At 49.3% G+C, this 24,901-nt stretch carries 25 protein-coding genes; 11 read left to right on the top strand and 14 right to left on the bottom strand.

Features of this window, described 5'->3' with window-relative positions:
* Positions 1-4 precede the first annotated feature (4 nt).
* A complete protein-coding gene (locus tag ACN0T0_RS14505; protein ID WP_417227285.1) occupies positions 5-1,492 on the top strand; it encodes a PLP-dependent aminotransferase family protein in 1,488 nt (495 codons plus the stop codon).
* Positions 1,493-1,566: 74 nt separating this feature from the next.
* On the opposite strand, the gene speB is transcribed toward ACN0T0_RS14505, so the two are convergent.
* Entirely contained in the window at positions 1,567-2,508 is a 942-nt protein-coding gene (gene speB, locus ACN0T0_RS14500; RefSeq protein ID WP_417227283.1) for an agmatinase, read from the bottom strand.
* Between the two features lie 119 nt (positions 2,509-2,627).
* Here speB and ACN0T0_RS14495 point away from each other — a divergent pair, with 119 nt between their 5' ends.
* Complete coding sequence (locus tag ACN0T0_RS14495) at positions 2,628-3,530, top strand: LysR family transcriptional regulator (RefSeq protein ID WP_417227281.1); 903 nt, start codon at positions 2,628-2,630, stop codon at positions 3,528-3,530.
* 28 nt (positions 3,531-3,558) lie between these two features.
* On the opposite strand, the gene ACN0T0_RS14490 is transcribed toward ACN0T0_RS14495, so the two are convergent.
* Positions 3,559-3,891: a DMT family transporter gene (locus ACN0T0_RS14490; RefSeq protein ID WP_417227312.1), complete on the bottom strand. Its 333-nt coding sequence runs from the start codon at positions 3,889-3,891 to the stop codon at positions 3,559-3,561.
* A 356-nt stretch (positions 3,892-4,247) separates the two neighbouring features.
* Between ACN0T0_RS14490 and ACN0T0_RS14485 the strand changes: the two genes are divergently transcribed.
* Positions 4,248-5,108 (top strand): response regulator transcription factor, encoded by an 861-nt coding sequence (locus ACN0T0_RS14485; protein WP_417227279.1) that lies wholly within the window; start codon positions 4,248-4,250, stop codon positions 5,106-5,108.
* A gap of 353 nt (positions 5,109-5,461) precedes the next feature.
* Positions 5,462-5,857, top strand: coding sequence for a hypothetical protein (locus ACN0T0_RS14480; RefSeq protein WP_417227277.1), 396 nt, complete (start codon positions 5,462-5,464; stop codon positions 5,855-5,857).
* 60 nt (positions 5,858-5,917) lie between these two features.
* On the opposite strand, the gene ACN0T0_RS14475 is transcribed toward ACN0T0_RS14480, so the two are convergent.
* The 3 genes from ACN0T0_RS14475 to dctP form a co-directional block, all read right to left on the bottom strand.
* On the bottom strand, positions 5,918-7,243 hold the full coding sequence (locus ACN0T0_RS14475; protein WP_417227275.1) for a TRAP transporter large permease: 1,326 nt from the start codon (positions 7,241-7,243) through the stop codon (positions 5,918-5,920).
* A gap of 100 nt (positions 7,244-7,343) precedes the next feature.
* The gene (locus tag ACN0T0_RS14470) at positions 7,344-7,865 is read right to left on the bottom strand and encodes a TRAP transporter small permease subunit (protein WP_417227273.1); all 522 of its coding nucleotides are present in this window, start codon (positions 7,863-7,865) and stop codon (positions 7,344-7,346) included.
* On the bottom strand, positions 7,865-8,881 hold the full coding sequence (gene dctP, locus ACN0T0_RS14465; RefSeq protein WP_417227271.1) for a TRAP transporter substrate-binding protein DctP: 1,017 nt from the start codon (positions 8,879-8,881) through the stop codon (positions 7,865-7,867). The genes ACN0T0_RS14470 and dctP overlap by 1 nt, the downstream gene beginning before the upstream one ends.
* A 727-nt stretch (positions 8,882-9,608) precedes the next feature.
* On the opposite strand from dctP, the gene ACN0T0_RS14460 reads away from it, so the two are divergent.
* The 4 genes from ACN0T0_RS14460 (at position 9,609) to ACN0T0_RS14445 (ending at position 14,594) form a co-directional block, all read left to right on the top strand.
* Complete coding sequence (locus ACN0T0_RS14460) at positions 9,609-10,400, top strand: AAA family ATPase (RefSeq protein WP_417227269.1); 792 nt, start codon at positions 9,609-9,611, stop codon at positions 10,398-10,400.
* Positions 10,282-11,751, top strand: coding sequence for a phosphate acetyltransferase (gene pta / locus ACN0T0_RS14455; protein WP_417227310.1), 1,470 nt, complete (start codon positions 10,282-10,284; stop codon positions 11,749-11,751). The genes ACN0T0_RS14460 and pta overlap by 119 nt, the downstream gene beginning before the upstream one ends.
* A 351-nt stretch (positions 11,752-12,102) precedes the next feature.
* On the top strand, positions 12,103-13,080 hold the full coding sequence (locus ACN0T0_RS14450) for a YbgA family protein (protein WP_417227267.1): 978 nt from the start codon (positions 12,103-12,105) through the stop codon (positions 13,078-13,080).
* Between the two features lie 11 nt (positions 13,081-13,091).
* Positions 13,092-14,594, top strand: coding sequence for a cryptochrome/photolyase family protein (locus ACN0T0_RS14445; protein ID WP_417227265.1), 1,503 nt, complete (start codon positions 13,092-13,094; stop codon positions 14,592-14,594).
* A 112-nt stretch (positions 14,595-14,706) separates the two neighbouring features.
* On the opposite strand, the gene ACN0T0_RS14440 is transcribed toward ACN0T0_RS14445, so the two are convergent.
* The 4 genes from ACN0T0_RS14440 to ACN0T0_RS14425 all read right to left on the bottom strand — a co-directional run bounded on the left by ACN0T0_RS14440 (position 14,707) and on the right by ACN0T0_RS14425 (position 17,942).
* Complete coding sequence (locus ACN0T0_RS14440) at positions 14,707-16,086, bottom strand: short-chain fatty acid transporter (RefSeq protein ID WP_417227263.1); 1,380 nt, start codon at positions 16,084-16,086, stop codon at positions 14,707-14,709.
* A gap of 387 nt (positions 16,087-16,473) precedes the next feature.
* The gene (locus tag ACN0T0_RS14435; RefSeq protein WP_417227261.1) at positions 16,474-16,689 is read right to left on the bottom strand and encodes a TIGR02450 family Trp-rich protein; all 216 of its coding nucleotides are present in this window, start codon (positions 16,687-16,689) and stop codon (positions 16,474-16,476) included.
* A 1-nt stretch (position 16,690) separates the two neighbouring features.
* Positions 16,691-17,347, bottom strand: coding sequence for a ChrR family anti-sigma-E factor (locus ACN0T0_RS14430; protein ID WP_417227259.1), 657 nt, complete (start codon positions 17,345-17,347; stop codon positions 16,691-16,693).
* Positions 17,337-17,942: a sigma-70 family RNA polymerase sigma factor gene (locus tag ACN0T0_RS14425; RefSeq protein ID WP_126159030.1), complete on the bottom strand. Its 606-nt coding sequence runs from the start codon at positions 17,940-17,942 to the stop codon at positions 17,337-17,339. The genes ACN0T0_RS14430 and ACN0T0_RS14425 overlap by 11 nt, the downstream gene beginning before the upstream one ends.
* A gap of 150 nt (positions 17,943-18,092) precedes the next feature.
* On the opposite strand from ACN0T0_RS14425, the gene ACN0T0_RS14420 reads away from it, so the two are divergent.
* From ACN0T0_RS14420 to ACN0T0_RS14410, 3 genes are read left to right on the top strand one after another with little or no spacing between them, the layout of a single operon-like run.
* The gene (locus ACN0T0_RS14420; RefSeq protein WP_417227257.1) at positions 18,093-19,469 is read left to right on the top strand and encodes an NAD(P)/FAD-dependent oxidoreductase; all 1,377 of its coding nucleotides are present in this window, start codon (positions 18,093-18,095) and stop codon (positions 19,467-19,469) included.
* Positions 19,462-20,274, top strand: coding sequence for a DUF1365 domain-containing protein (locus tag ACN0T0_RS14415; protein WP_417227255.1), 813 nt, complete (start codon positions 19,462-19,464; stop codon positions 20,272-20,274). The genes ACN0T0_RS14420 and ACN0T0_RS14415 overlap by 8 nt, the downstream gene beginning before the upstream one ends.
* Positions 20,255-21,568 carry a class I SAM-dependent methyltransferase gene (locus ACN0T0_RS14410; RefSeq protein WP_417227253.1) on the top strand — a complete coding sequence of 438 codons (1,314 nt, stop codon included), beginning with the start codon at positions 20,255-20,257 and terminating at the stop codon, positions 21,566-21,568. The genes ACN0T0_RS14415 and ACN0T0_RS14410 overlap by 20 nt, the downstream gene beginning before the upstream one ends.
* A gap of 181 nt (positions 21,569-21,749) precedes the next feature.
* Here the strand turns inward: ACN0T0_RS14410 and ACN0T0_RS14405 are convergent, their stop codons facing one another.
* The 5 genes from ACN0T0_RS14405 to ACN0T0_RS14385 all read right to left on the bottom strand — a co-directional run bounded on the left by ACN0T0_RS14405 (position 21,750) and on the right by ACN0T0_RS14385 (position 24,830).
* A complete protein-coding gene (locus tag ACN0T0_RS14405) occupies positions 21,750-22,247 on the bottom strand; it encodes a nuclear transport factor 2 family protein (protein ID WP_417227251.1) in 498 nt (165 codons plus the stop codon).
* 4 nt (positions 22,248-22,251) lie between these two features.
* On the bottom strand, positions 22,252-23,091 hold the full coding sequence (locus ACN0T0_RS14400; protein WP_417227249.1) for an SDR family NAD(P)-dependent oxidoreductase: 840 nt from the start codon (positions 23,089-23,091) through the stop codon (positions 22,252-22,254).
* A gap of 96 nt (positions 23,092-23,187) precedes the next feature.
* Positions 23,188-23,787, bottom strand: a complete 600-nt coding sequence (locus ACN0T0_RS14395) for a DUF3833 domain-containing protein (RefSeq protein ID WP_417227247.1) — start codon at positions 23,785-23,787, stop codon at positions 23,188-23,190.
* A gap of 28 nt (positions 23,788-23,815) precedes the next feature.
* Positions 23,816-24,325, bottom strand: a complete 510-nt coding sequence (locus tag ACN0T0_RS14390; protein WP_417227245.1) for a hypothetical protein — start codon at positions 24,323-24,325, stop codon at positions 23,816-23,818.
* Positions 24,312-24,830, bottom strand: a complete 519-nt coding sequence (locus ACN0T0_RS14385) for a DUF2878 domain-containing protein (protein ID WP_417227243.1) — start codon at positions 24,828-24,830, stop codon at positions 24,312-24,314. Before ACN0T0_RS14385 ends, ACN0T0_RS14390 begins: the two co-directional genes overlap by 14 nt.
* Positions 24,831-24,901 lie beyond the last annotated feature (71 nt).

Raw genomic sequence — 24,901 nt, 5'->3', positions numbered from 1 at the left:
CACTGTGAATAAATCATCCCATTCAGAACTGTTTATCCCTTTTCTGCATCTCGAAACCCTACAACACCCTCGTTATCGCGCCCTGTTTAACTATATTCAGCAACGCATTCTCAGCGGCCAACTGCCATCCAATAGCCGACTCCCCTCCACCCGTGAACTAGCAGACCTGCTGAGCCTTTCCCGCAACACGGTAAAGCAGGTGTATGAGATGCTGCAATCCGAAGGATATATCGAAACGCGTCAGGGCAATGGCAGTTATATCTCGGCTCAATTAGCACCAAACCGTCGCACACAACAGGCCCGTCGACAGCCTGCCTACCAGCCGATCCGGCTTTCCACTAAGAGCACTCAGCTAGAGCAGATACGCCCGCTGTATCATCAAGATAGAGAGCAACGATTATTGCCTGGCATTCCCGCTCTGGACCAATTCCCTTGGCCGGCTTGGCAACGCTCGGTTGGGCATGCCGGGCGACAGATGAAATTTAGCCGCGACCAAGACTATATGGGCGAACCGGCCCTACGCAATGAGATCGCCAACTACCTCAATGCCACCCGGGGGATGCATTGCACCATGGCCCAGGTAATGATCTGTTCCGGCTCACAACAGGGTATGCAGTTAACCTTTTCCATGCTGTTGAACCCCGGCGAAAAGGTATTAGTTGAAGACCCGGGCTTTCCCGGTATCGATGGCGCAATTAGCAACGCTGGCGGAATAAAAGTATCAGTGCCGATCGATCGACAGGGCTTCAGAAGCGATCTGGCCCTAACGCCACAGCAGGATGCTCGATTGGCCTTTATCACCCCTTCACGAAACTTCCCTCTGGGATATACCCTCAGCATCGAGCGACGCTTACAGCTACTCCAGTGGGCTAAACAGCAAGGCTGCTGCATTATTGAGGATGACTACGATAGTGAATTCCGCTTTGATGGCCCGCCGCTCACCGCGCTGCAGGGGCTCGATGGAGAACATTCAGTGATCTACTCCGGCACCTTCAGTCGTATTCTCCACCCCGCCATCCGGCTCGCCTATCTGGTGCTACCACCGGCGCTTGTCGAGCCTTTTAACCGGATGCGGGGCTTCCTTGACGGCGGCTTATCTTCCCTACCTCAGTTAGCACTGGCCGATTTCATGTCCCGAGGGTTATTCGCTAGTCACCTGCGACGGATGCGTAAACTGTATAAAGCGCGTCGAGACTACCTGCGACAGCGGGTCGACCCATTATTTGCAGGCCAGCTTAGATGGGAACCCAGTGATGGCGGGATGCATAGCGTGTTTCTGCTCCCCGCGGGCAGTGATGATAAAGCTATCGTTGCACAAGCGATGCAAGCGGGGTTGGGGATACGTCCACTGTCTTATTATTATGATCAACAACCCCCTCGCTCAGGGCTCGTGATCGGCTTTGCCGGTGACAGTGAGACTCAAATTGAGCAGGCGTTGGCTCGACTCAAGCCAATCATTGAGCAACAACTCCCCCTAAGTGCCCAAATTTAGCCCACAAAAAAGGCTGCTATCTTAATTGATAGCAACCCCAAGACTAACCGAGCATCCTTACTTAGCAGACAGTTTTATCCCGCCGCTTGTTTATTACTCGCCAAGACATACAAATATTCGAGTGCTAAGGTCGCCCCAGCCAGCGAGGTAATTTCCGCATGGTCATATGCCGGCGCCACTTCCACCACATCCATGCCCACCAGATTAAGCCCTTGAAGGCCACGAATCACTTTCAGTGCGCAATCCATTGTCATGCCGCCGGATACCGGTGTGCCTGTGCCTGGCGCATAGGCGGGATCAAGCCCATCGATATCAAAACTGACATACGTTTTCTTGTCACCCACACGGGCATGAATCCGTTCTAGAATGGCATGCGGCCCATGATCGCCAACCCAGGCAGCATCCAATACTTCAAATGGATGATCGTCGGGATCATAAGTGGTGCGAATACCGATCTGAATCGAGTGCTCCGTATCCACCAACCCCTCTTCCACCGCATGGTGAAACAGCGTGCCGTGGTCATACTGAGTACCGCCGGAATAGGTATCGGTGTGGGCATCAAAATGAATCAATGCCAATGGGCCATGCTGTTTAGCATAGGCGCGTAAAACCGGCAGGGTAATAAAGTGATCCCCACCAAACGTCAGTGAAGATTTACCGGCCGCCAAAATGGCACCGATATGCTGCTGCAGATTATCCACCATGGTCTGAGGCTCACCATGCTTGAACAGCACATTACCGGAATCCGCCACCTTAAGATGATCATCTAAGGCAAATGACCAAGGCCAACGCGCCCCTTCCCAGATTAGTTGCGCCGATGCCTGACGCACGCCACTCGGCCCAAACCGGGCGCCCGGACGACCCGATGTCGCCATATCAAACGGCACACCGGCGACAATCACCTCCGCATCACTGTTTGGCAGATCACTGACGACCGGAAACTCCATAAACGTCATACCTAGCGAGCCATAAATAGGCAGCTCGGCATTCGCCACCGTATTAGGTATATCAGACATCACTCACCTCTAAATACAATTGAATTGTCACTCATTAAGAGCAGCCTACCTTGCTGAGTGTAATTATTGAAATGCATAGTTATAATAACCTCATGCACACTATTAATAACAGAGACTCTATGAAGCCCTTGCGTCAGTTCGATCTAAACCTACTACTGTTACTCGAAGCGCTGCTAACCGAGTGTCATGTTAGCCGTGCAGCGCAACGGATGTGTCTGAGTCAATCAGCCATGAGCCACGCCCTCAACCGACTCAGGCAACAACTTGATGACCCTTTACTCGTGCGCGCCAGCAATGGCCTAAAGCTCACCCCCCGCGCCAAATCAATGCTACCGGATATTCGTCAAGCAATTCGTATGATTGAGCACAGCTTGAACCCACCGGAGCCCTTTGACCCCGCCCGTTCAGAGCGCTGTTTTACCATTGCCAGCACCGACTATTTTGAGGCTATCACCCTGCCCCCACTGATGCAGGAACTACAGCAGTCCGCCCCCGGCATTCGTATTCAGATTGACGTCATCGCTCAAGATGGCAACCTTAAACAGTTGGAAAACCGACAAATAGATCTCATCGCCGGACTGGATAATCGGCAACAAATTGATCCGCAGCTCATCCGTAGACAATGGCACAACGAACCCTACGCTTGTCTGGTTGCAGAGCAAAATACTTTAGTTGGCCAGCAACTCTCATTACAACAATACTGTCAGCTAAAGCATGTGTTGTTCTCTGACTTGGCCGGCGTTACCTCCGACCAGATAGACCATTGGCTAGTAGCACAACAACATCAACGAAACCCGATAGCCCGCACCGTCAACTATATGGCCGGCGCCCGTGTCGTGGCATTCACCGATGCTATCATGACACTGCCACGGCAAATGGCACTGCTGTTTGCCCAGATGTTACCGGTAAGGCTGATCTCGCCACCCAAGGGTATGCCTCAAATTGAGATGATCACCCTACACCATCCGCTGTACGCCAACGATCCAGGGCTGCAATGGCTGCTACAGAAGCTGCATCAATAACACTTAAATCTAAGCAGACTGACCGCCGCTAATGCGCCGCGGTTTTAGAGAAGATATTCATAATCACCACACCCGTAATAATAAACCCCATGCCGATGATGGCCGGAATATCGGGTATTTCTTTGTACATAACCGCACTCAGCGACGCAATCAAGACAATCCCCATTCCTGCCCAGATAGCATATGCCACACCAACCGGCACTGTTTTAAGCACTAAGGACAAAAAGTAAAATGCCGTTAGGTAGCCAACCACACAGAGGGTGCTGGCAACCGGTCGACTAAACTCCTGTGATGCTTTTAACGCCAACGTCCCCATCACTTCAGCAGCGATCGCAATCGCCAAAAACCAGTAACCCATCAACGACTTCCTCCATAACGAATCAACGCCAACATCAATGCCTGAAGATACAGACTTCAATAACAGCTCACCAGCGAAACCGACGTTGAGGGCTTATTGATAAACCATCATCAAACAAACCTTCTCACTCTCAGCCTGATACCTTCGAGCCGAAATCTCAACGCGCGGCCTAAACCCTAACAAATACCCCCCAGCGGACAGCCGCGTCAACAACAATCATCCAACAGAAAAAACTTTATTCACACCTGAACTCAGAAAAACCCACTACTGTTAGTCAATCAGGCATATAAACTATTGTCTCCACACAGAAAGCAGGCTTTAATTAGCCCTCTACAACATCGCTGGTTAAGGTTTCTGATTTGTCGAAGTTTCATCGTGTAGCAAAACAACCCTTGATGCTCTGGCATGATGCCATTGCCGGTATTATTACCCACGGGGTCAATGATGACGCCGTTGATAATCTGATGGACTCACTTCGCCGGATCGTCGATGCGGATGGCAGCACTCTGATTGTCTACCCTGACGGCAGCCAACCCTATTGCCCGTCACGTAAACGACGCCGTGGTGAAGATCCCCGCATTCATATTGATCAGTATCTTGAAAGCGCCTACCTACTGGACCCCTTTTATCGTTTAGCAGTCGATGGGCCTGCCGAAGGCGTGCATAGCCTAGCAGAGGTTGCACCCGATGGTTTCAAGCAGAGTGAGTTTTACCGGGTCTATTATCGACTGGTCAATTTCGGTGACGAGATCTGCCTGATTATTCCAACAGAAAACGCCAGTATTCAGGTGTCCATTAGCCGCCAGGATAACAAACCCAAATTCAGTCCAGCGCAACAAGCTTTGATTGAACGGGTATTTTCCACCGTAAAAGCCATTCTATTGAAATGGTGGAACCGCTCAGAACAGGAACAGAAAGAAACCTTTCTGGAATCCCATTTAGAGTGCGCTTTAAGCAACTTTGGCAGTTCGGTGCTAACCCAACGGGAAACACAAATTTTACAGTTGGTACTGCGGGGCTACGCGGTTAAATATATCGCCCAGAAGTTAGAAATCAGTCCAGAAACCATTAAACACCATCGTAAAAATATCTACGCAAAATTGGATATCAATTCGCAGGCCGAGATGTTCCACCTGTTTATTGATTCACTGCGCATGGTCACACCGGACTCGCCCCCCGATCCCTTAACCAACTATCTTAAACCCCCCGTCGTTCGATGATACCGGTCATCTAAAACATCGCCTCTTCAGGGATAAAAGAGGTCGATGTTCCGTTCGCCACCTCGATAGCGGCCCTAACAAGCAAAGCCTATAGAAGAAATAGCATTGCTGATAACAGAGCCGCGATTACGCTGCTATACTGATCCTTAGTAAGAAAAGGACTGCCAAGGTATAGATTAAATCGCCCAAAGCAAAAGCGATTCATCAAGTAAATCAGTGGTTTCGAGTACGTTAGGTAATGCTAAAACTCGTTGCATATTGAATACCCTGATGTCATCAACTGACGATAGCCAACTTTCATAACGACTGTCGTAAACTGATGTTTCAATCATTTGAATAAAAAGAGGTTATCGATGTCGTATCAGTATGCTATATCAGAATGCGATAACTACCTTCGTATTGAGGTCACAGGAACTCGGGCCGAAACCAACGTAGCACAAGAATCTCTGTCTATGTGGGAAACTGTTGCCAAACACTGTCAGAGCAAGCATTTGAACCTTATCTTAGCGATCTTCCACCTCGAGGGTACCCGCTCACTCACCGATACCTTTAATATCGTTGCCGGTGTACAAGAGTGGATCTGGCCTGAGCTTGTTATCGCCTATGTTGATACAAACCCCGCCAATATCAAAACCAACATTATCGTTGAGAAATCAGCCATGATTCACGGCATCAATTTCCGTACCTTTCTGACCGAAGATGATGGTGCCGCATGGTTAAAAGCAATGCATTCAACCGCTCGCCATTAAGCCCCGATCGTAAACCAAAAAAGCCGCTCATTGAGCGGCTTTTATCAGTTTAGACAGCGGTTATGAACCAAAGATCTGGTTAGGTAACCACAATGCAATCTGCGGAAAGATCACCACCAATGCCAAACCAATCACCTGCAAAATGATAAACGGAATAACCGCTTTATACAGGTCATAGATGGTAATCGAGGGTGGCGCCACCGAGCGCATATAAAACAGGTTATAGCCAAACGGTGGCGTTAGATAAGCAGTCTGCATACTGATAATGAATAGCACGGCAAACCAGACTGTATCAAACCCAAGCTCCTGCACAATCGGCACAAACAGCGGCACAGTGATAAAGACAATGGCAAAGTCATCCAGAAACATACCCAGAATAAAGTAAGTTGCCAACATCGCCACAATCACCATATAAGGCGAAAGGTTGGAATCTTGCACCAACTCAGTAATCAACATACCCGCACCTAGGCCGATATAGATCTTACTAAAGAAGACCGCCGCAATAGTAATCCAGAGCAGCATACCCATCAGCTGAGTCGTGCTCATCAATACTTCTTTGAGCATCTTCAAGTTCAGTGTGCGATAAATCGCAGCACAAACTAACGAACCTGCAGCGCCCACCGCAGAGGCTTCCGATGGAGAGGTAACACCGCCGATAATAAAGCCCAAGACGGTCGTGATCAGTGCCCCAGGCAGAACCAGTGCTTTGAGTGCCTTGATTTTATCCACGGCGCCTAAGCGTTCAGACAGTGCAATCGGTGGTGCTTTATCGGGATTCTTGACCGCAAATAGGAAGATATACACCATATAAATAACGGCTAACATCAACCCTGGCATCATCCCGGCGGCAAATAGCTTACCGACCGATTCCCGTGCCAAGAAAGCATAAACAATCATCAGCACACTCGGAGGAATCAGAAAGCCCAATGCACCGCCAGCCATAATCGTGCCGGTGACCAGTTTCTTATCGTAGCCACGACTCAGCATCGATGGCAACGCAATAATCCCCAGACTTACCGTCGCCGCACCGGAGACACCTGCCATGGCGGCAATAATGGCACAGATGATGACGGTGCCCATGCCCAAGCCGCCGGGTATACCACCCATCAGCTTATTGATCATGTCGAACAGATCATCGGTGATGCCGGAGCGTTGCAGCATCAAGCCCATGAAAATAAACATCGGTAGTGCCACCAGCAGGAAGTTATCCATCGCCGAAAACGCACTGGTGGCCAACAATTCAAGCCCGGCAGGGCCCCAGAGAAAATAAGCCGAACCCACACCCACGGTCAGTAGCGCCCAAGTTAGCGGAGCGCCTATCGCCAGTAGGATCAGCATCGAAAAGAACATGCCGAATGTAACCACTAAGGGATCTAGATCTAACACACATACACCTTTGTTCTATTGAAGATCTGCGCGCCAGCAAAACGATTGTTGACTGGGCCAGATAGAGAGAGTTACAGCGCCGTCTCAGACAACTCCAACATCAGACTTGTGGTTCAGGTTGTATCCCGATAACGACCATGACGCTACGAATCAGCGCCGCAATGCTCTGCAACATCATCAGGCCAACCGCCAGTGGCAGCACGGACTTGAACGGGTACACGATAGGCCCCCAGGTACTCTTCGATGACACTTCTCTAATCGCCCAAGAATCTGCAGCGAAGTTAAAGCTAATGTAGAAAAATACCGCAAACACCACCAAACCGATCACCCCGGTAATCACATCCAGTGCCGCCCGGCCCCGCTCGGGGAACAGGTTGTAGATCACTTCACTGCGCACATGGCCATGGTGTTTATGGGTATAAACACCGGCCAGAATGCAGAATGTGCCGTACAGCATGGTGGTCGACTCGTGTGCCCACGAGGTCGGGCTGTTAAATAAATAACGCGCCCCTACCTCGTAGCAAAGCCCTGCAATCATGGCCAGACACAACCAACAGAAGGTCCGACCAACCCACTCAGATACCCTGTCTTGAAACGCAAGATATTGAGAAAGCTTTGACATCAGATTCTCCCTGTTGCCTTAGCTGTTGCCGTGATCGCGTCAATCGCCTTGGCGTTACGTGGAGACTTAGCCGCTTCCTCTTTCCACACATCCATCGCAGCCGTTGTCAATGCTTTAGAATCAGCTTCAGGTAATGAGGAAAATTCAAAGATCCCTTCGCCATTAACATCCAAGCAACCGTTCACGTTCCAAGCATGCATATTGACCGCATGTTTAGCGGTCGCTAATTCCAGTGCTTTTTGCTGATCTTCAGAGAGGGAGTCCCATTTCTTCATATTGATCAACATGCCATCGGCATAACCGGGATTGATCATATTAAGATAGGTGTAATATTTAGCGGATTCGTGCAACTTCAGTGCTTTATATTCCAACGAGCCACCGTAAATAACACCATCAATAGCACCGGTCGACAGCGCAACGTAGAGTTCTTGGCTTGGCAGGTAAACGGTAGGAATATCAAATTTTTCCAGAATACCAGCGACCGTTGCAGTCGCGCGGATCTTCAGTTTTTTCAGGTCTTCAAGGCTATTCACCGGCTTAGTCGTCAGCAAATCATAAGGTCCACCAAAGACAGCCCCTAAGTACTTAACGCCTTTCTCGGCATAAGCCTCTTCCAGTAACGCTGTCAGTCCCTTCGCTTGATGCAAATAGATCGCTTCATCATAGCTTGCCCAAGCGCCTGGAATACCGGATTCGATCTTACCAATATCTAGCTGACCCGCCCAATAACCGGCATATCCCTGACACATATCCAGCGTGCCTTTGGCAACCGCATCCAACATCTGATCATTCGGTACCAACTCTGATCCACGGAAGCGTTGAATACGCACACTCTTATTCGACACCGCTTTTACATCGTTAGTGAACTCTTTATAAAGATCATCCGTCTCGGTGCCATACAATGTCTGCATCCGCAGTCGGACATTATTCCCAGCATTGGCAGAGGTTGAGGAAAGGGCTAAGGGGGCTGCAGCAATACCGGTTGCTGCTGCTTTAAGCAAGTCTCTTCTTTTCACTATCGTCTTCCTATTTTTTTATAAATTCTTATAACTCAGGCAGGCGCCTGTTGACGGACAACCGGTTGCTTAATTTTGCCGCAACGCCTGAATAACGAATCTATCTCTTAGCGGATAGATGTTCGTTATTTTTAACACCCATTTTTGAAAATAGAAAGAGCCACTGTTCTTCAATTAACACAGACAAGCGTTACTTCAGGGAATAGCCTGAACTATGAGAGCATATTTGAAGCCTATCGAAAACCAAGAAAAACAACTCTAATCTATTGTTTTAATGACATAAATCATCAATTTAACGGCTAACAATAAAACTCAAACAATATCCAATCATCACCAATTTTATACACCTACCCCTTTCAGGGGATATTGCCCGTTTCGTATTCAGAACAGCAGTGAATATTATAGCGTTAATAGATAACCACTATTAATTATCAAATTACGCACAACATTTAACGCTACTCAATCTGCTCCAACAGACCTTATATCGCTATCTATCGATAGCCGCAATTGCCACCAATGCGCGACAATAATAGCGAGATAATATTGATCTAGCCCGGCTTTAGCGGTGATGAAAACCTATAAATTGAGCTAACAACGCCGTAGAATCTCTGTCCACACCAGTCAAAAACAACGCTTCTAAGTCTGGTTCCTTTTTTACAATCCAATTCAACTCCCGTGAAAGCACCGGGAACAATTACAAGATCGCTATCGACCTTAAGGAACGCTGATGTCTCAAGCATTACTAATAGCCCCTACTGGGGTAGGCGCAGGCCTCACCACCGCGGTACTGGGCCTGTTTCAAGCGATGAACCGAAAGGGCATAAAGGTCCACTTTTTCAAACCCATCGGCCAAGAAGACAGTGACAAAGTCGACTCCACCATCGCCATGCTTCAAGGCGACTGTAGCGCGCCAATTGCAGAACCGGTCGCCATTCGCGATGTCGAACAATTAGTTAGCCAAGATAAAGGCAACCAACTGTTAGAGCAGTTAGTCGCCCGTTATGAGCAAAACCTACCGGTTGATAATGAAGTGGTGATTATCGAGGGTATGGTGCATACCGAAAGTCAGCCCTATGCCACCCGCATTAACCAAGAGATCGCCAAAGCGCTGGATGCTCAGGTTATTTTAGTGGCGACACCGGGCAGCGACAGTATTCAAGCCCTGCAGGATCATATCGATATTACCGCCCGCGCTTATGGCGGCATTAACAACAAACAACTGGTCGGTTGCATGCTCAGCAAACTGGGTGCCCCCGTTGATCGTGATGGACATATGCAGCCGTTTCTCGATGCCGGCCAAACCATCATTCACAGCCTAACCGAAGAGGTGATCCGCGAGCATGCGACCATTTTCAATGATCAATTTCGCCTGCTTGGCTGTATCCCTTGGATACCCGGAGCTGATCACTCCGAGAATCAAAGATATCGCCCAATACCTGAACGCAACGATAATCAATACCGGCGATATAGCCTCCCGCCGGGCAGCACGTATTGCGTTATGCGCCCGCAGTGTGACTAATTCAGTGGATGAGTTTAAGCCAGGCTCACTGGTCTTTATCCCCGGCGACCGGGATGACATGGTGATAGCCGCCTGCATGGCCGCCGTGAATGGCATCGAGTTAGCCGCCGTGGTCCTGACCGGTGGCTTCACCCCCTCGGCCCCGGTGCTCAAACTCTGTGCGGGGGCCTGTAAAACCGGCTTGCCGATACTCAGCATTCAACTGAATAGCTGGCAAACCGCCCTGGCCATGACACAGATGAACCAGCGCACTCAAATCGATGATCATCAGCGCATCCGCGATATAAAAGAAGCCACCGCCGCCTATATCGATCGCAACTGGCTCAACACGATGGTGGATGACAACTATCAACGACGCCTGTCGCCACCGGCGTTCCGCTATCAATTGATCAACCGAGCACGTCAAGCCGATAAATTAATTGTCCTGCCGGAAGGTAATGAGCCACGCACGGTTAAAGCTGCAGCTATCTGTGCCGAACGGGGCATCGCCCGCTGCGTACTACTTGGTAATACCAAAGAGATTGCTCAGATCGCCAAAAATCAGGGGGTCATCCTGAACGATAAAATCACCATAATGGATCCGCAATTAATTCGTAATGACTATATTAAACGACTCGTCGAGCTAAGGGGCAAACGGGGGGTGTCTGACTTTATAGCCAAACAACTGTTGCAGGATAATGTGGTGCTCGGCACCCTCATGCTAGAGATGGGTCATGTCGATGGGCTCGTCAGTGGCGCGGAACATACCACCGCCAATACGCTTCGCCCACCGATGCAGTTAATCAAAACAGCTCCCGGCAGCAACCTAGTCTCGTCGATCTTCTTTATGTGTCTGCCCGAGCAAGTGCTGATTTACGGTGACTGTGCAATCAACCCCGACCCCAACGCCGAGCAGCTGGCCGATATTGCCATCCAATCAGCAGATTCCGCTATCGCCTTCGGTATTCCTCCCCGGGTCGCGATGATTAGTTATTCCACCGGGATTTCCGGTAAAGGCGCCGATGTCGATAAAGTTAGGGAAGCAACCCGTATTGCCCGGGAGAAACGCCCGGACTTACTGATTGATGGGCCACTGCAATATGATGCCGCGGTGATGGAAAGTGTTGCCAAATCGAAAGCGCCGGATAGCTCGGTGGCTGGCCATGCGACGGTGTTTATCTTCCCCGATCTAAACACCGGTAATACCACCTATAAAGCGGTACAAAGAAGCGCAAACGTCATCAGTATTGGACCGATGCTACAAGGGATGCGCAAACCCGTTAATGATCTATCACGTGGTGCATTGGTCGATGATATCGTATTCACCATCGCACTGACGGCCATTCAGGCTAAAGCGCTAGAGAATAACTAAGTAAGCAGGCGTTTAAAAAGCAAAAAAAGGCCGCTGTTAATACAGCGGCCTGAAAGAGGACAATTAAAACCCAGTCTTGCCGGATGAAGAAATTGACCACAGCAGTTGAACATCGTCAGGTATATAAAGGTGGACGCGAAATCTGAGTGAGAGAGAGCAGATACGCAATACAGAAGCCTTATATACCCGAGTCAATTACTCAGGTAATTATATCTCCCCGCCTAATCCAGTCAAGAATTATATTGCCTATTTTTTGACCACCCTAAGCAACAAAATGCTTCGCCTCAATAATGATCTACAACTAAGCTAATCACGTATAGATACTAATACGCTGACAGCCAAGGAGTGAGCATGAACCCAATTTCCGAAACCACTGAAATCCCCGTCGGCATTAGCGCCTGTGTTATGGGTGAAGAAGTACGCTTTAATGGCGGCCATAGCCAGTCACGACTCTGTCGTAACCAACTCGCCAGCCATTTTAAATATCAAACATTTTGCCCTGAAGTCGCCGCCGGTTTCGGCATCCCTCGACCAACGATGCGACTCATCGGCGACCCAGCCAAGCCGACCTTGATCTTCTCTAAGACCGCCGATGATGCACCCGTCAAAGATCTTACCGAACAACTCACCGCCGCCTGCCAGCCAATGCTACAACGGTGTCACGATCTCGATGGCTTTATCCTTAAAAAGGACTCACCCAGCTGTGGTATGGAACGGGTAAAGGTTTATCAAGCATCGGGACATCCGCACACGGACCGCAGCGCCGGCCTGTTTGCCCGCGCGCTCATGGATCAATATCCAAACCTTCCGATTGAAGAAGATGGCCGGCTGAACGATGCTCAGCTGCGGGAAAACTTCGTAATGCGAGTATTTGCCCATCACCATTTTCGTAAAGAAGTTCTCGAGCAACCCAGCTTTCACCATTTATTGCAGTTTCACAGCAGTTACAAATACCTTCTGATGGCACACGACCAAGTCGCCTATCGTGAACTCGGCAAAATGCTCGCCGTCGCTCACAATGAGCCATTAGCGCCATTGATTAGCCGCTATTTCGATCAATTTATGACGGCGATTAACAAACCTGCCTCCCGTGGATCTCACTGCAATGTGATGCAACATATAATGGGTTATCTCAAGCAGAGCGTTGATAGCACCGCCCGACAGGCGATTTTAACAGTCTTCGAGCAGTACCGACTCGGAGAGGTCAACCTGATCACGCCGATGACCCTGTTATCGCATTATATCAACCAGAACGGCAGCGACTATATTCGCGCCCAACGTTATCTCGAACCCTATCCGGCCCATCTCGGTCTACGTAATCAAGTATAAGGAGCGACCGCTTGAACACCGTTATCGTTTGGCTGCGCCACGATCTTAGATTAGCGGATAACCCCGCGCTGTATTATGCCGCTCAGCAGGGCACGGTTATCCCAGTATTTATTGAGGATACGACCCAAACAGAATGGCGTCCCGGGGCGGCAAGCCGTTGCTGGCTGCACCATAGCCTTGCGCATCTTAATGACGCACTCAGTGACCAACTGCGCTTTTTCAAAGGCGACCCATTAGCCATCTTATTACATTTGGTCCAGCAAACCGGTGCTCAAGCGGTTCACTGGAACCGCTGCTACACACCCCATGCAATTCCTCGCGATAGTCGTATCAAGCAGGCGCTTAAAAGCACCGGCGTCGAGGTATACAGCTACAACGGTTCACTGCTGTGGGAACCTTGGACCATTAGCAAAGCGGATGGCAACCCTTACAAGGTATTTACTCCGTATTACCGTAAAGGCTGTCTTAGTGCCGTGCCGCCCTCTGAGCCACTGCCCCGCCCAGAACTTCAGCTGTTTTCTGACACGCTATTTTGTGACTCGTTGCCCGCCAGCAAACAAGCGCCTGATACCGTAACTGAGCTGACCCCCTTATCCCTGAATGAATTGGGGTTACAACCAACCCACTACTGGGCCAATAAACTCACCGAGCACTGGAATATCAGTGAAGAGGGGGCGTGGCAACGGCTGCAACGATTTACCGACGAGCGCTTACAGGACTATCAAAGAGGTCGAGATTTTCCCTCATTAGAAGCGACCTCAACTCTTTCGCCCTACTTACAATGGGGCCAGATCTCTCCTCGTCAAATATGGTATTACAGCCAACAACAGGGCAATCAGCCCGGTTTAGAGGACGCCCTCGATACCTTTATGAAAGAACTTGCTTGGCGAGAATTTTCCTATTACCAGCTGTATCACAACCCAAAGATGACCGAGGAAAATCTGAATCAACGCTTCGATCGCTTTCCATGGAAAAACCAGCCCCTGCAGTGTCGTGATTGGCAACAAGGGCTAACAGGCTTTCCCATTATCGATGCGGGTATGCGAGAGCTGTGGCAAACCGGCTATATGCACAACCGGGTACGCATGCTGGTCGCATCGTTCTTGGTCAAAAATCAACGTCAGCATTGGCGTCTTGGTGCGACCTGGTTCTGGGATACATTAGTGGATGCCGACTTAGCGTCTAACAGTGCCAGCTGGCAATGGGTCGCGGGGAGCGGTACCGATGCAGCACCCTACTTCCGTATTTTTAATCCGGTATTACAGGGGCAGAAATTTGATGCCCAGGGTGACTATATCCGGCGCTATATCCCCGAATTAAAAACACTTCCCAGTCGATACATTCATACCCCTTGGGAAGCCCCCGAGCAGGTACTTAAGGATGCAGGCATAGTACTGGGTAGCACCTATCCCCACCCGATACTCGATCTAAAGCAATCACGGCAGGCCGCATTAACGGCGTTTGCCAGTTTAAAGGAGCAAGCCAATACAAACGAATTACCGCTGGCAACATAGATGATGGGAAACGGGCGTTAAAGCCGATAGTCATTGGTTTTAACGCCCTGGCGAAAGAAAAAAACCAGCAAGGCGCTGGTTTTTTTTGTCTGTAACGATCAAATGCCTGTGCTTAGAAAATCAGCAAACCAAGCGAGATAATTACACCAGATCCTAGCAAGGCCATAATGCAATAACCCATCACATCTTTAGCCCCCAAACCAGCAATCGCCAAGGCAGGCAGCGCCCAGAAAGGCTGAATCATGTTAGTCCAAGCATCACCCCATGCAATCGCCATAGCCGTTTTGGCCGCATCAACACCCAGTGCCGCACCGGCAGGCATCATAATTGGCGCCTGAACAGCCCATTGGCCGCCACCGGAAGGAACGAAGAAGTTAACAATACCGGCACTCAGGAACGTGAACAGCGGGAAAGTCGTTTCGTTTGAGATAGACACAAAGGCTTCCGAAATAATACCGGCCAAAGAGGCACCAGAATCACCGGTGGCGGTCATCATGCCCATAATACCCGCATAGAACGGAAACTGTAGCAGGATACCGGCACAGTTTTTCGCGCCTTGAGAGACTGAATTCAACAGGCTCTTAGGTGTTCCATGTAACAAAATAGCCGAGAACAAGAAGGTGAAGTTAACGATATTTAGGTTTAGCGCAAAACCATTATTGATAAAATAATAAATAATGTATGCAAAGCCCATCGCACCCAATAACAAAGACAGGATACGGCTGTTTTCCAGACGTTCTGCTGGAGACATATCCGCTTTGTTTGGCAATGCTTCTGGCGCCGCGGTCTCAGCCAGCAATGCTGGATCGATCACCATCGTATCCTGTGGCGCAGGATGCATCAGACGATTCAATAACGGAATGGTAATAAACATTACCGCTAAGATCACTAGGTTCATCGTCGAGAACAGGGTTTCAGAGGTTGGAATAGCCGCAGTTACCGCACCATTGGTGACGGTTTCAATCTTCGTACCACTGGCAACCGCCAAAGGAATAGAGCCTGACAAACCGGCATGCCAAAATAGAAAGCCGCTATAAGCAGACGCGATTAACAAACGATAATCGACACCTTGAACTCGCGCGGCGATCTCACGAGCAAAAATAGCACCCACGACAAGACCAAAGCCCCAGTTCACCCAACAGGCGGCAGCACTAATCATGGTGACCAAAATAATGGCTTGGCCTGGCGTTTTAGCAATGCCAGCCAACATGGCTAATTTACTTTTAAACGCAGGTGCACTGGCCATTGCGTGACCGGTAACAACCACCATCGCCATCTGCATGGCAAAGGTTAATAATTTCCAAAAACCACCCGCCCAAGCATCAACAACCTGCATCGGCCCTTGGTTTGTCGCTGGCATAACCAACACAAACACCAAGAGGGTTAACACGATGGCAAAGATAAAAGGATCGGGGAGGTAACGCTGTAACAGGGTGACAAAAAACTTACTTAAACGTTGCAATAGGGTTAATTGCACAGCACTAGTATTCATACTTGTTCCTATTATTATATTAAGTCAAACGGTCTCGATAAGAGGCCATTTATATATTTACGCTTTTGGCGTTGATCCCGATAACGGCATGTGGCCCTCATCGGAATAGCTAATATTACCCGCTAACGGGCGCGCAATCATATAGCAACACGGATATCACCGCCAATAGACGATCTAGTCAGAGCTTTTTTATCTGCCCTTTCTGCTAAGGAATAAGCCTGTTTGAAGCAACACAAGGCTGCGCCGATGAAACAACCGCTGATTTTTAGAGGGGGGAATCGAGATCGCCCGCATCACCCTCACTTAAAAAGGAGGACGATACGAGCGATGATATTGAAGGGTAACAACAGCGTTTTAACTAAAGAGTTGTTTAAAGGCTAGGATAACTTAACGCCAACCTTGGGCCCAATGTTCGCTGTCGCGGAGTTGCTGCCAGGGAATGCGTTGCTCACGATGGGTTAGCACCGCTTCTAACACACATTGCTGTACCACGCCGTCATCATCCCTGATTAGCGCAGTCACCAAAAAATGTTTTTCTCGCTGCTGTGGCTTAATCGCGGTCCACTTGCTGAGATTAAGCTTATTAGGGTTGAGTTGTACCATCCTAAAAACCGGTCATCGGCTGCACAAGCTTGCCAAACAAGGTAGTGAACCGTAACGGCGCATCGGTCGCTATTAAACAGATACAATCCACATCACTGTCCACCAGCGGTTGATGTTCTATTTGGTCATCCAAATCGGCAATGTCACCGCGACAAAAACGCCCTACCTCATCTGAAAACGAGCCGCGCAAGACCAGTGTCAGCTCATTACCGTTGTGGGTATGAGTTAACATCGACTTACCCGGTGCTATCCGCAATAACCGTGACACGCCTCGTCCCTGCCAAGGCATATCGTAATACGCCACACCGGGAACAATTCTTTTCCACTGCAACTCATCCAGAGGGCCGCTAACATATTCGTTTAACGGCATGGGAATTTCAGGATCACAGACGCGTGGCACCTCCTGTTGCGGCTCATTAACGCTAGGCTCAGGCTCATCGATCTGCGCCAATATCGCAGCTAACATATCATCCTCGATGGTTTCTGCATCAAGGGATTCGAGTAACGCCCCACCCACCGCATCATTTAGCTCCGCACGTTCACGACACGCAGTACAAAACGCCAGATGAGATGCCACCACCAACGCCATCCCCTGAGATAAGCTTCCAGCGCAATAGCTCATCAGGGTTGCATCATCCAGATGGTGATTAATGTTCATACTGATCACCTCCCCAGATCTGTTTAAGTTTTTCTGACGCCAAACGGATTCTAGATTTGACGCTGCCAAGGGGAATATCGAGACGACCGGCGATGTCACCATGTGACCGCCCTTCGAAATAAGACATATAGATAACCTGCGCCTGTTTTTCAGGAAGTAACTTAATAGCGGCCGCGATACGATCCGACAGGACTTTCTGTTCGCCCTGACCCGGCTCAGAAGCCGTTTCGCTCCACTCATCCAGACTGTATTGGGGGTATTTCTGTTTACGCATCCAGTCGATGCTTTGATTGCGTGCGAGGGTGAAGATCCAAGTGCTCGCGGCCGCTTTTTCCGGGTGATACATGTGCGCTTTGCGCCACACCGACAACATCACTTCTTGGGTTAGCTCTTCGGCTGTTGCCAGCGCCACCCCCAAACGAACAATATAGGCCTTCACTTTAGGGGCAAAATGGCTAAACAGGCGTGCATATAAACGCTTATCAGGCTTAACCGCTAGGTGACCCAGCAGATTACTCCAGTCAGCGCTGGCCATCTCCGCTTGCTTCAGTTGTATGATGTTATCCACATCGTCTCCCGGTGGTCTTTTATTCATATACCTCCTATACGTCTTGCCGAGTTAAGCGGATCAATCGAATGCTAAAAACAATCGACTCGTGTTGATATATCAATAAAAACAACGGTGATCCTATTTCTGCTGCCACACGTAAAGTGCTGCAAACAGATTACAGTATGGACTGCTCACATGAATATTACCGCCATCCGCCCGAAAAAAATTGCCGTTATTGGCTCAGGCATCTCTGGCCTCAGTTGCGCATGGCTATTAAATAGAGCCCATCAGGTAACCCTATATGAAAAAGATGATCGTTTAGGAGGACATTCCAATACCGTTAACTTTGATCTTAACGGCACCCGAGTGGATGTAGATACCGGCTTTATTGTCTTTAATCCGGTGAACTACCCTAATTTGGTTAAGTTTTTTGAACATATCGATGTCTCCACCTGTGCAACCGATATGTCCTTTGCGGTATCAATTGATGATGGCCAACTCGAGTACAGTGGTTCCGGCTTAACAGGCCTCTTTGCCCAGACCCGCAATATCATCAGTCCCTCTTTCTGGTCCATGATCAAAGATTTAATGCGTTTTTATCGCAACACCGACACCATGATGCAAGACCCCTCGTTAGCGAATATCAGTTTGGGGGAGTTATTAACCCAGCACGGCTACGGCGACCGTTTTATTTACGACCATCTATTACCCATGGGCGCGGCGATCTGGTCGACGCCGGTCAAGCAGATGCTCGACTACCCCGCTCTCAGCTTCCTACGATTCTGCAAAAACCATGGCTTATTGCAGGTCAAAGATCGCCCTCAATGGCGCACCATTCCCGGTGGCAGTATTGGCTATGTCAACAAGCTCGCCGCCGCATTAGCGGGCAACATAAAGCTCAACAGCCGTATTCATAAGGTTATCCGCCAGCCTGATGGCGTCATTATCGAAGACCTACACGGCGCGCAAGAACACTATGATGATGTGGTGTTAGCCTGCCATGCAGATCAAGCACTCGCCTTGCTGGATAATCCGAGCGAAGCAGAGCAGCAACTGTTAAGCAGCTTCCCTTATCAACGCAACAAAGCTTATCTCCACCTAGACCAAAGTTTGCTCCCCCGTGACCCCAAGGTCTGGTCGAGCTGGAACTACATGGCCACCGGTAGCGGCCCTGATGACCGTCAGGTGTCTATCAGTTATTGGATGAACTGCCTACAACCATTGGCAACCGAACAACCGGTGATCGTGTCGCTCAACCCACTCAAAGAGCCGGCCGCCGATAAGATGATCCGCACCTTTTTCTATGATCATCCGGCCTTTGATCGCCACTCGCTCGCCAATCAACAAAAACTCTGGAGCCTACAGGGGCAGCAAAACACCTGGTTCTGTGGCGCCTGGTTCGGCTACGGTTTTCATGAAGATGGCTTACAATCCGGTTTAGCCGTTGCCGAACAATTAGGTGGCGTCCCCCGCCCTTGGCATTTAGACGAGCCGAACAGTCGCATTTTTGCCACGACACCCGCATCAAGTGATCATCCAACAGCGGATATTAGGGAGAGCGCTAATGGCTGAGTATGCATCAGCAATTTACACCGGCACGGTGGTGCACCAACGGTTCACGCCCAAACAGCATCGCTTTGCCTACCGTGTGTTCTCCCTGTGTCTCGATCTTGATGAACTATCGCAATTACAGCGATTAAAATTCATGGGCATTAACCGCTTCGGTTTATTTTCCTTTCATGAAAAAGATCATGGCCGTGGCGATGGCCAACTGCGCAGTGAGATCACCGAACTGCTGTCAGCACGGGGTTACAGCAGTGCAAGCGCCAGAATTGAACTGCTCTGCTATCCCCGCATTATGGGGTATACCTTTAACCCCCTGAGCGTTTACTTCTGTTACAACCAGCACAATGAGGTTGAGGTGATTATCTATGAAGTCAGCAACACCTTTGGACAGCGCCACAGCTATTTACTGAGTAATGAAAACCGCGACCATAAAACCGTCACCCAGGGCTGCCAAAAGCAGATGTATGTCAGCCCTTTTATGCCGATGGATACCGCCTACCAATTCAACATTCGCCCGCCCGGTGAACGAGTTACCGTCGCAATTTTACAATGTAGCCAAACGACAGAAGCCACCCCAATACTCAATGCAACCTTTAGCGGTCAACGACAAAAACTCACCGACCGCGACCTAATAATGCTGTTTTTCAGCCACCCTCTCATGACCCTCAAAGTCATCGGGGCGATACATTGGGAAGCACTCAGGCTGTGGCTGAAAGGCCTGAAGCTACAACCGCGTCATACCACCAAAAGTTACAGCATTAGCTGGTCAGATCGCAACGGAGAACATCACTATGAAAACCTGTCACTATAAAACCGCGACCTCGGGCCAAGCACAGGTTAAATCGGTTGCCCAACACCAGTACAGATCCCGTAAACCCCGCTGGCTGGAGCAACAGCTACTTAAACGCCTTCAGGGACCACTGAGTAAAACCCGTGGCCGTTTGCACTTGACCATGCCCAGCGGTTATCAACAAAGTTTTGGACACTTAACGCCTTTAACGAAAGCAAAAACGGCAACTGAATCTGAGCCAAATGACGCGATACAGGTGAGTGTCACACTGAATTCTCTGCGCTGCCTGTTACGCCTCGTTAGCGGTGGTATCACCGGCTGGTCTGAGGGTTATATCGCCGGTGAGTGGGATAGTCCAGATGTTACCGGGTTGGTACGCTGGGCATTGCAAAACGAAGCCACACTGGAAGGCTTATCAAAAGCCAGCTTTATCAAACAACTCTTTGATAATATCCATCATTGGCGCAATAACAACAGCCCCAGCGGTAGCCGTCGTAATATCGCCGCCCACTATGATTTAGGCAATGACTTTTACCAGCTCTGGCTGGACCCCACCATGTCCTATTCTGCCGCACTGTTTGAATCTAACAGTCAGTCCCTCGAAGAGGCACAACGGGCAAAATACCAGCGTATATTAAATCTCCTAAAACCTGCTAAAAACGACCATATTCTCGAAATTGGCTGTGGTTGGGGTGGTTTTGCTAGCGAATTATTAGAAAATCATAATACCCGCTTGCACGGTATCACCCTGTCTAAAGAGCAGCGTCAATGGAGTCGTGAACAACTAAGAGACAAAGGACTCGCTGAGCAAGCCGATATCAGCCTGACCGATTACCGAGACTTACTGAAGCAATACGATGGCGTCGTTTCCATTGAGATGTTTGAAGCCGTAGGAGAACAGTATTGGGATACCTACTTTAGCACCTTGAAAAACAGCCTCAAACCCGGTGGAGTCGCCGTACTGCAGGTGATCAGCATAGAAGAGCAGCGGTTTGACAGCTATCGTAAGCAAGCGGACTTTATTCAACGCTATATCTTCCCTGGAGGAATGCTGCCAAGTATCGAGCGACTCGAACAGAAGTTCGCCGAACATGGCTTCAGTCTGCAGCATAAACAGCTATTTGGTAAGGATTACGCCCGCACCCTGCGCCAATGGCGAGCCAGTTTTGAACAGCAAACAGAGGCTTTAGAAAAGCTCGGTTATGATGAGCAGTTTAGACGGTTATGGCATTACTATCTGTGCTATTGCGAGGGAGGATTTGAAGAGGGTTCTATCGATGTAGGGCTGTATCAGCTAGTTAACAACAACCCTTAAACTCGACAAGCAGCATGAGGGACCAATCTCATGTTGCTTCGATAGGCAAAGAGACCATCGACTTCGTACATAGTTAGGCAGATCAAATCCTGCCGTTGTCGTAACAGGCTCTATAGAGATTTCCCGATAAAAGCGGTCCGGATCGAAACTGGCAACAAGGATATATCTTTAAGCCAGAATGTTATTTCGCCTGATAAGCACCACGCTGACGAATATAGCGAATAAGTCGACCAAGCAGTGGAAACTGTTCGATCAAGCTACTGGCATCCCAGAAATCCTGATGACTGATCACTAAGCCCTGATTATTAAAACAGACCCGACTGGTGCCTTCGGTCGAAAAAGCCCCGGTTAACGAAGATGATGCAGAAAAACGCCAGTAGAGATAGCCGGTTTGTCCCTGTACTTGCGCTTCAAACACCTCAAAACTCACATCATTTAGCTGCGCAAACATCTCGCTCATCAAGCCAATAAAGTTTGCCTTGCCCTTCAACCGATTAAAGGGATCGGTGAAATAGATGGTTTCGCTGACTAACGGATCGAGTGCGACAACATTGGTCGCTTTCAATTGAGACAACCGCAAAGCATAGCGATTTAAGCACTCGGTATAAGATACCGTTGCAATGGGCAATTCAGGATTCGATCGATCTGTACTTGCCGTATCAGTGGTCGTTTCTGTCATCGTTTTATCCTCCCGTTATCCGCTTAATCAAACTAAAATAACAACCATAGGGTAACAGTCTGAAGAGTTTTAGCAGATAAACAAAGCGACGGGGAAATACAATTTCGAACCGTTGGCTTAACAAGCCTTTTACGATTCGCCGGGCGGCTTCATCCGCCTCCATTAACGCAGGCATCGGGAAATCATTCTGCTCGGTTAACGGAGTCCGCACAAAGCCGGGATTAATCAACTGTAACTTAACCCCGCTGCCCTGCAGATCCAACCGCAGCGCTTCGCATAAATTTATCAACGCCGCCTTGCCGGCTCCATAGGCCGCCGCAGTTGGCAAGCCTCGATAACCCGCCACCGACGCCACCACGGCAATATGTCCTCTGCTGCCGGAAGGCACCTGCCTTTCTGTTAACGGTTCAACGATGTGGTTCTGATCAACGACATGTAGATAACGGTATAAAACAGGGTCGAGGCAATTAATCGTTCCCTGTAAATTAATATCCAGCAATGCCTTACAACGCTGTGCCGAAAAATCAGATGCAGAGAAGGCATCATGGGTACCAGCATTTAAGACCACTAACTCAGGCATAAGACCCCGCTGATCCCACAGTTTAAACTGCTGCTGTAAACTATCGAGATTGCCAATATCAACCGGCACAGGGATAAAGACACCGGCAGAGGAAGCTAGCTCCTGTTGTAACTGTGCTAATTGTTCTGTACTGCGGGCTGAACCGTAGACGATTACGCCATGAGCACATAATAGACGGCTTAATTCCGCGCCAATACCTCTTCCTGCACCCGTTATCCAAGCACTTTTCCAAGGCAGGGTTGTATTCCCGATATTCGTTTTCATCGATAACCCCTCAGGCTTCGGTTCTGCAATACATCATCACTATGGCTCATCTTTACGCTCAACACTCTAAGACAAACGCAAAGCCCATCTCAATATTCAAACCGCTGGCTCAATCACACAACTCGGCGTAGCCGACACAGCAGTAGCGGCGCTTTCTGCATCACTCAGTTTGCGGATATGCAGGGTTAATTCCCCTACTGGTAAGCCCCATTTTTTCATCTTGGTTCGATTGATCAAATTATTCTCATCGATCAGATATAACCAATCATCCAAGGCGATATCCCACACTTTGCCATTCACCGGCACCTGCAGTGTGTAGCGCCAGTTAAGGGCATTACCCTGCACTTCACCACGGGCTTCACCGACAATATCCTCGGCCGTGCCACGATAGTGATTACCCTGTTTGGTTAAGCGCCAGCAGCGCTGTTGCTGCTCACCATCATTGAACACGAAGCGCTCATCTAATATGCCCTGTTCACCTTGCCAATGAGCGGTGATGTCTGCGCGAAATCGACGGGTCACTTTGCCCGAGAAATTCTGCACCATGCCATAGGCCACCAGTTGACCGTTAAAGAAACGATCCAGCGCCAACGAGGGCTGCTCGTCACGGTACTCATCCACGCTGCGGGCACACCCCGGCAACATAAGTAAAAGCGGTAAGGACAGTGCCATTAATGTAAGACTGGTAGGTGTCATGTCTGATAATCCTGCTGCTCTTATACGATTATTGTTTACCGGTTAATGCCCGGGTTAACTGGGGAAAATCACTGTTATCCGCTAACCAGATAGACAAAAAGGTTTGGCTAAAGCCGGCATCTTTGATCGAACCGATATAACGTTGATTGTGATAGAAATGACCGCCATCACTAGCTTGATAAAAACTCAAAGAATCCTGCTGGCGGATATCCGGCCAAATCTGCGCTAATGATGCTAACCAACGGGCTTGATCGGCCGGATTGACCTTCGCCCTTTGCCATTGAGAGGCGGTTTCGTCGAGTAATTGTTGGCGACTGATATCTCGCTGATAATCCAGATGCAGCACTAAGGGTGATATTGCCGCATCATAACGTCCTGCTAAACTTTCAAGCCGGGCACTGTAGACCTTGAACCACAGCACCTTCAGCTCTGCCTGGCCGATTACCTGCAGATTCTCGGGTAAGGGTTTTGCTAAGGCATGGGTAATACCGGTAAAAAACAGAATCAAGGAAATCACTAACAGGTTAAGCCGCATCACTTAGCTCCCCTCTAAAACGACCGTTACTCAAGCCTATTAACAGAGGAAATAGTGCCATCCAGATGAGCATCAATAGCAAACCACTCAGCAGCAACGGCCAACCTAGTGCGACCGCCTCAAAATTAACGGCCGCTAAGTAGGTCAGACTGCCAAACAGTCCGCCACAGAGTGAGGCCAGCGACAGATTAGATGCAAAGAAAGCTAAGCTCTGGCGCAGCGTGGCCGCGAAGCAAAACCATAAGAACAGCAACCACAGGGGCAAGCCCGGTGATTCAAAGCGAAAGATACCCAGGGTGGTGAGCAACATATCCACCGCGAAACCGATCAGGCCACATAGTAGTAATACGTAAAACTCCCGTAAAGGCTGAGAATGAAACAGCAGATGCAGTGTTAACAACACGATCAACACAGGCACACTATCAGTTGTGTATAAAATGGCACACCACCAAGCCAGCTGAAAACCGAGCAGGTTAACCCATGTATGTTCTGAGACTGTTTTGTTCATTATCTTTACCTCTTCTGACACTGCTTACGTAAATCAGCAACAGAGAGATCAGTGGTTTTATTTCACAGTCG

Origin of the sequence: Amphritea sp., from assembly GCF_048266285.1 — a bacterium.
In the GTDB taxonomy this organism is placed as follows: domain Bacteria; phylum Pseudomonadota; class Gammaproteobacteria; order Pseudomonadales; family Balneatricaceae; genus Amphritea.
Note: the sequence above shows the minus strand (reverse complement) of the source record. Positions and strands in the feature narration are given on the sequence as shown.

Coding starts and splice junctions, on each gene's coding strand:
- ACN0T0_RS14480 (WP_417227277.1), top strand. CDS start 5,462: ATGTCGTATCAGTATGCTATATCAGAATGCGATAACTACCTTCGTATT.
- ACN0T0_RS14435 (WP_417227261.1), bottom strand. CDS start 16,689: ATGGTACAACTCAACCCTAATAAGCTTAATCTCAGCAAGTGGACCGCG.
- ACN0T0_RS14400 (WP_417227249.1), bottom strand. CDS start 23,091: ATGAAAACGAATATCGGGAATACAACCCTGCCTTGGAAAAGTGCTTGG.
- speB (WP_417227283.1), bottom strand. CDS start 2,508: ATGTCTGATATACCTAATACGGTGGCGAATGCCGAGCTGCCTATTTAT.
- ACN0T0_RS14420 (WP_417227257.1), top strand. CDS start 18,093: ATGAATATTACCGCCATCCGCCCGAAAAAAATTGCCGTTATTGGCTCA.
- ACN0T0_RS14440 (WP_417227263.1), bottom strand. CDS start 16,086: ATGAATACTAGTGCTGTGCAATTAACCCTATTGCAACGTTTAAGTAAG.
- ACN0T0_RS14450 (WP_417227267.1), top strand. CDS start 12,103: ATGAACCCAATTTCCGAAACCACTGAAATCCCCGTCGGCATTAGCGCC.
- ACN0T0_RS14460 (WP_417227269.1), top strand. CDS start 9,609: ATGTCTCAAGCATTACTAATAGCCCCTACTGGGGTAGGCGCAGGCCTC.
- ACN0T0_RS14410 (WP_417227253.1), top strand. CDS start 20,255: ATGAAAACCTGTCACTATAAAACCGCGACCTCGGGCCAAGCACAGGTT.
- ACN0T0_RS14430 (WP_417227259.1), bottom strand. CDS start 17,347: ATGAACATTAATCACCATCTGGATGATGCAACCCTGATGAGCTATTGC.
- ACN0T0_RS14470 (WP_417227273.1), bottom strand. CDS start 7,865: ATGTCAAAGCTTTCTCAATATCTTGCGTTTCAAGACAGGGTATCTGAG.
- ACN0T0_RS14395 (WP_417227247.1), bottom strand. CDS start 23,787: ATGACACCTACCAGTCTTACATTAATGGCACTGTCCTTACCGCTTTTA.
- ACN0T0_RS14495 (WP_417227281.1), top strand. CDS start 2,628: ATGAAGCCCTTGCGTCAGTTCGATCTAAACCTACTACTGTTACTCGAA.
- ACN0T0_RS14425 (WP_126159030.1), bottom strand. CDS start 17,942: ATGAATAAAAGACCACCGGGAGACGATGTGGATAACATCATACAACTG.
- ACN0T0_RS14415 (WP_417227255.1), top strand. CDS start 19,462: ATGGCTGAGTATGCATCAGCAATTTACACCGGCACGGTGGTGCACCAA.
- ACN0T0_RS14405 (WP_417227251.1), bottom strand. CDS start 22,247: ATGACAGAAACGACCACTGATACGGCAAGTACAGATCGATCGAATCCT.
- ACN0T0_RS14385 (WP_417227243.1), bottom strand. CDS start 24,830: ATGAACAAAACAGTCTCAGAACATACATGGGTTAACCTGCTCGGTTTT.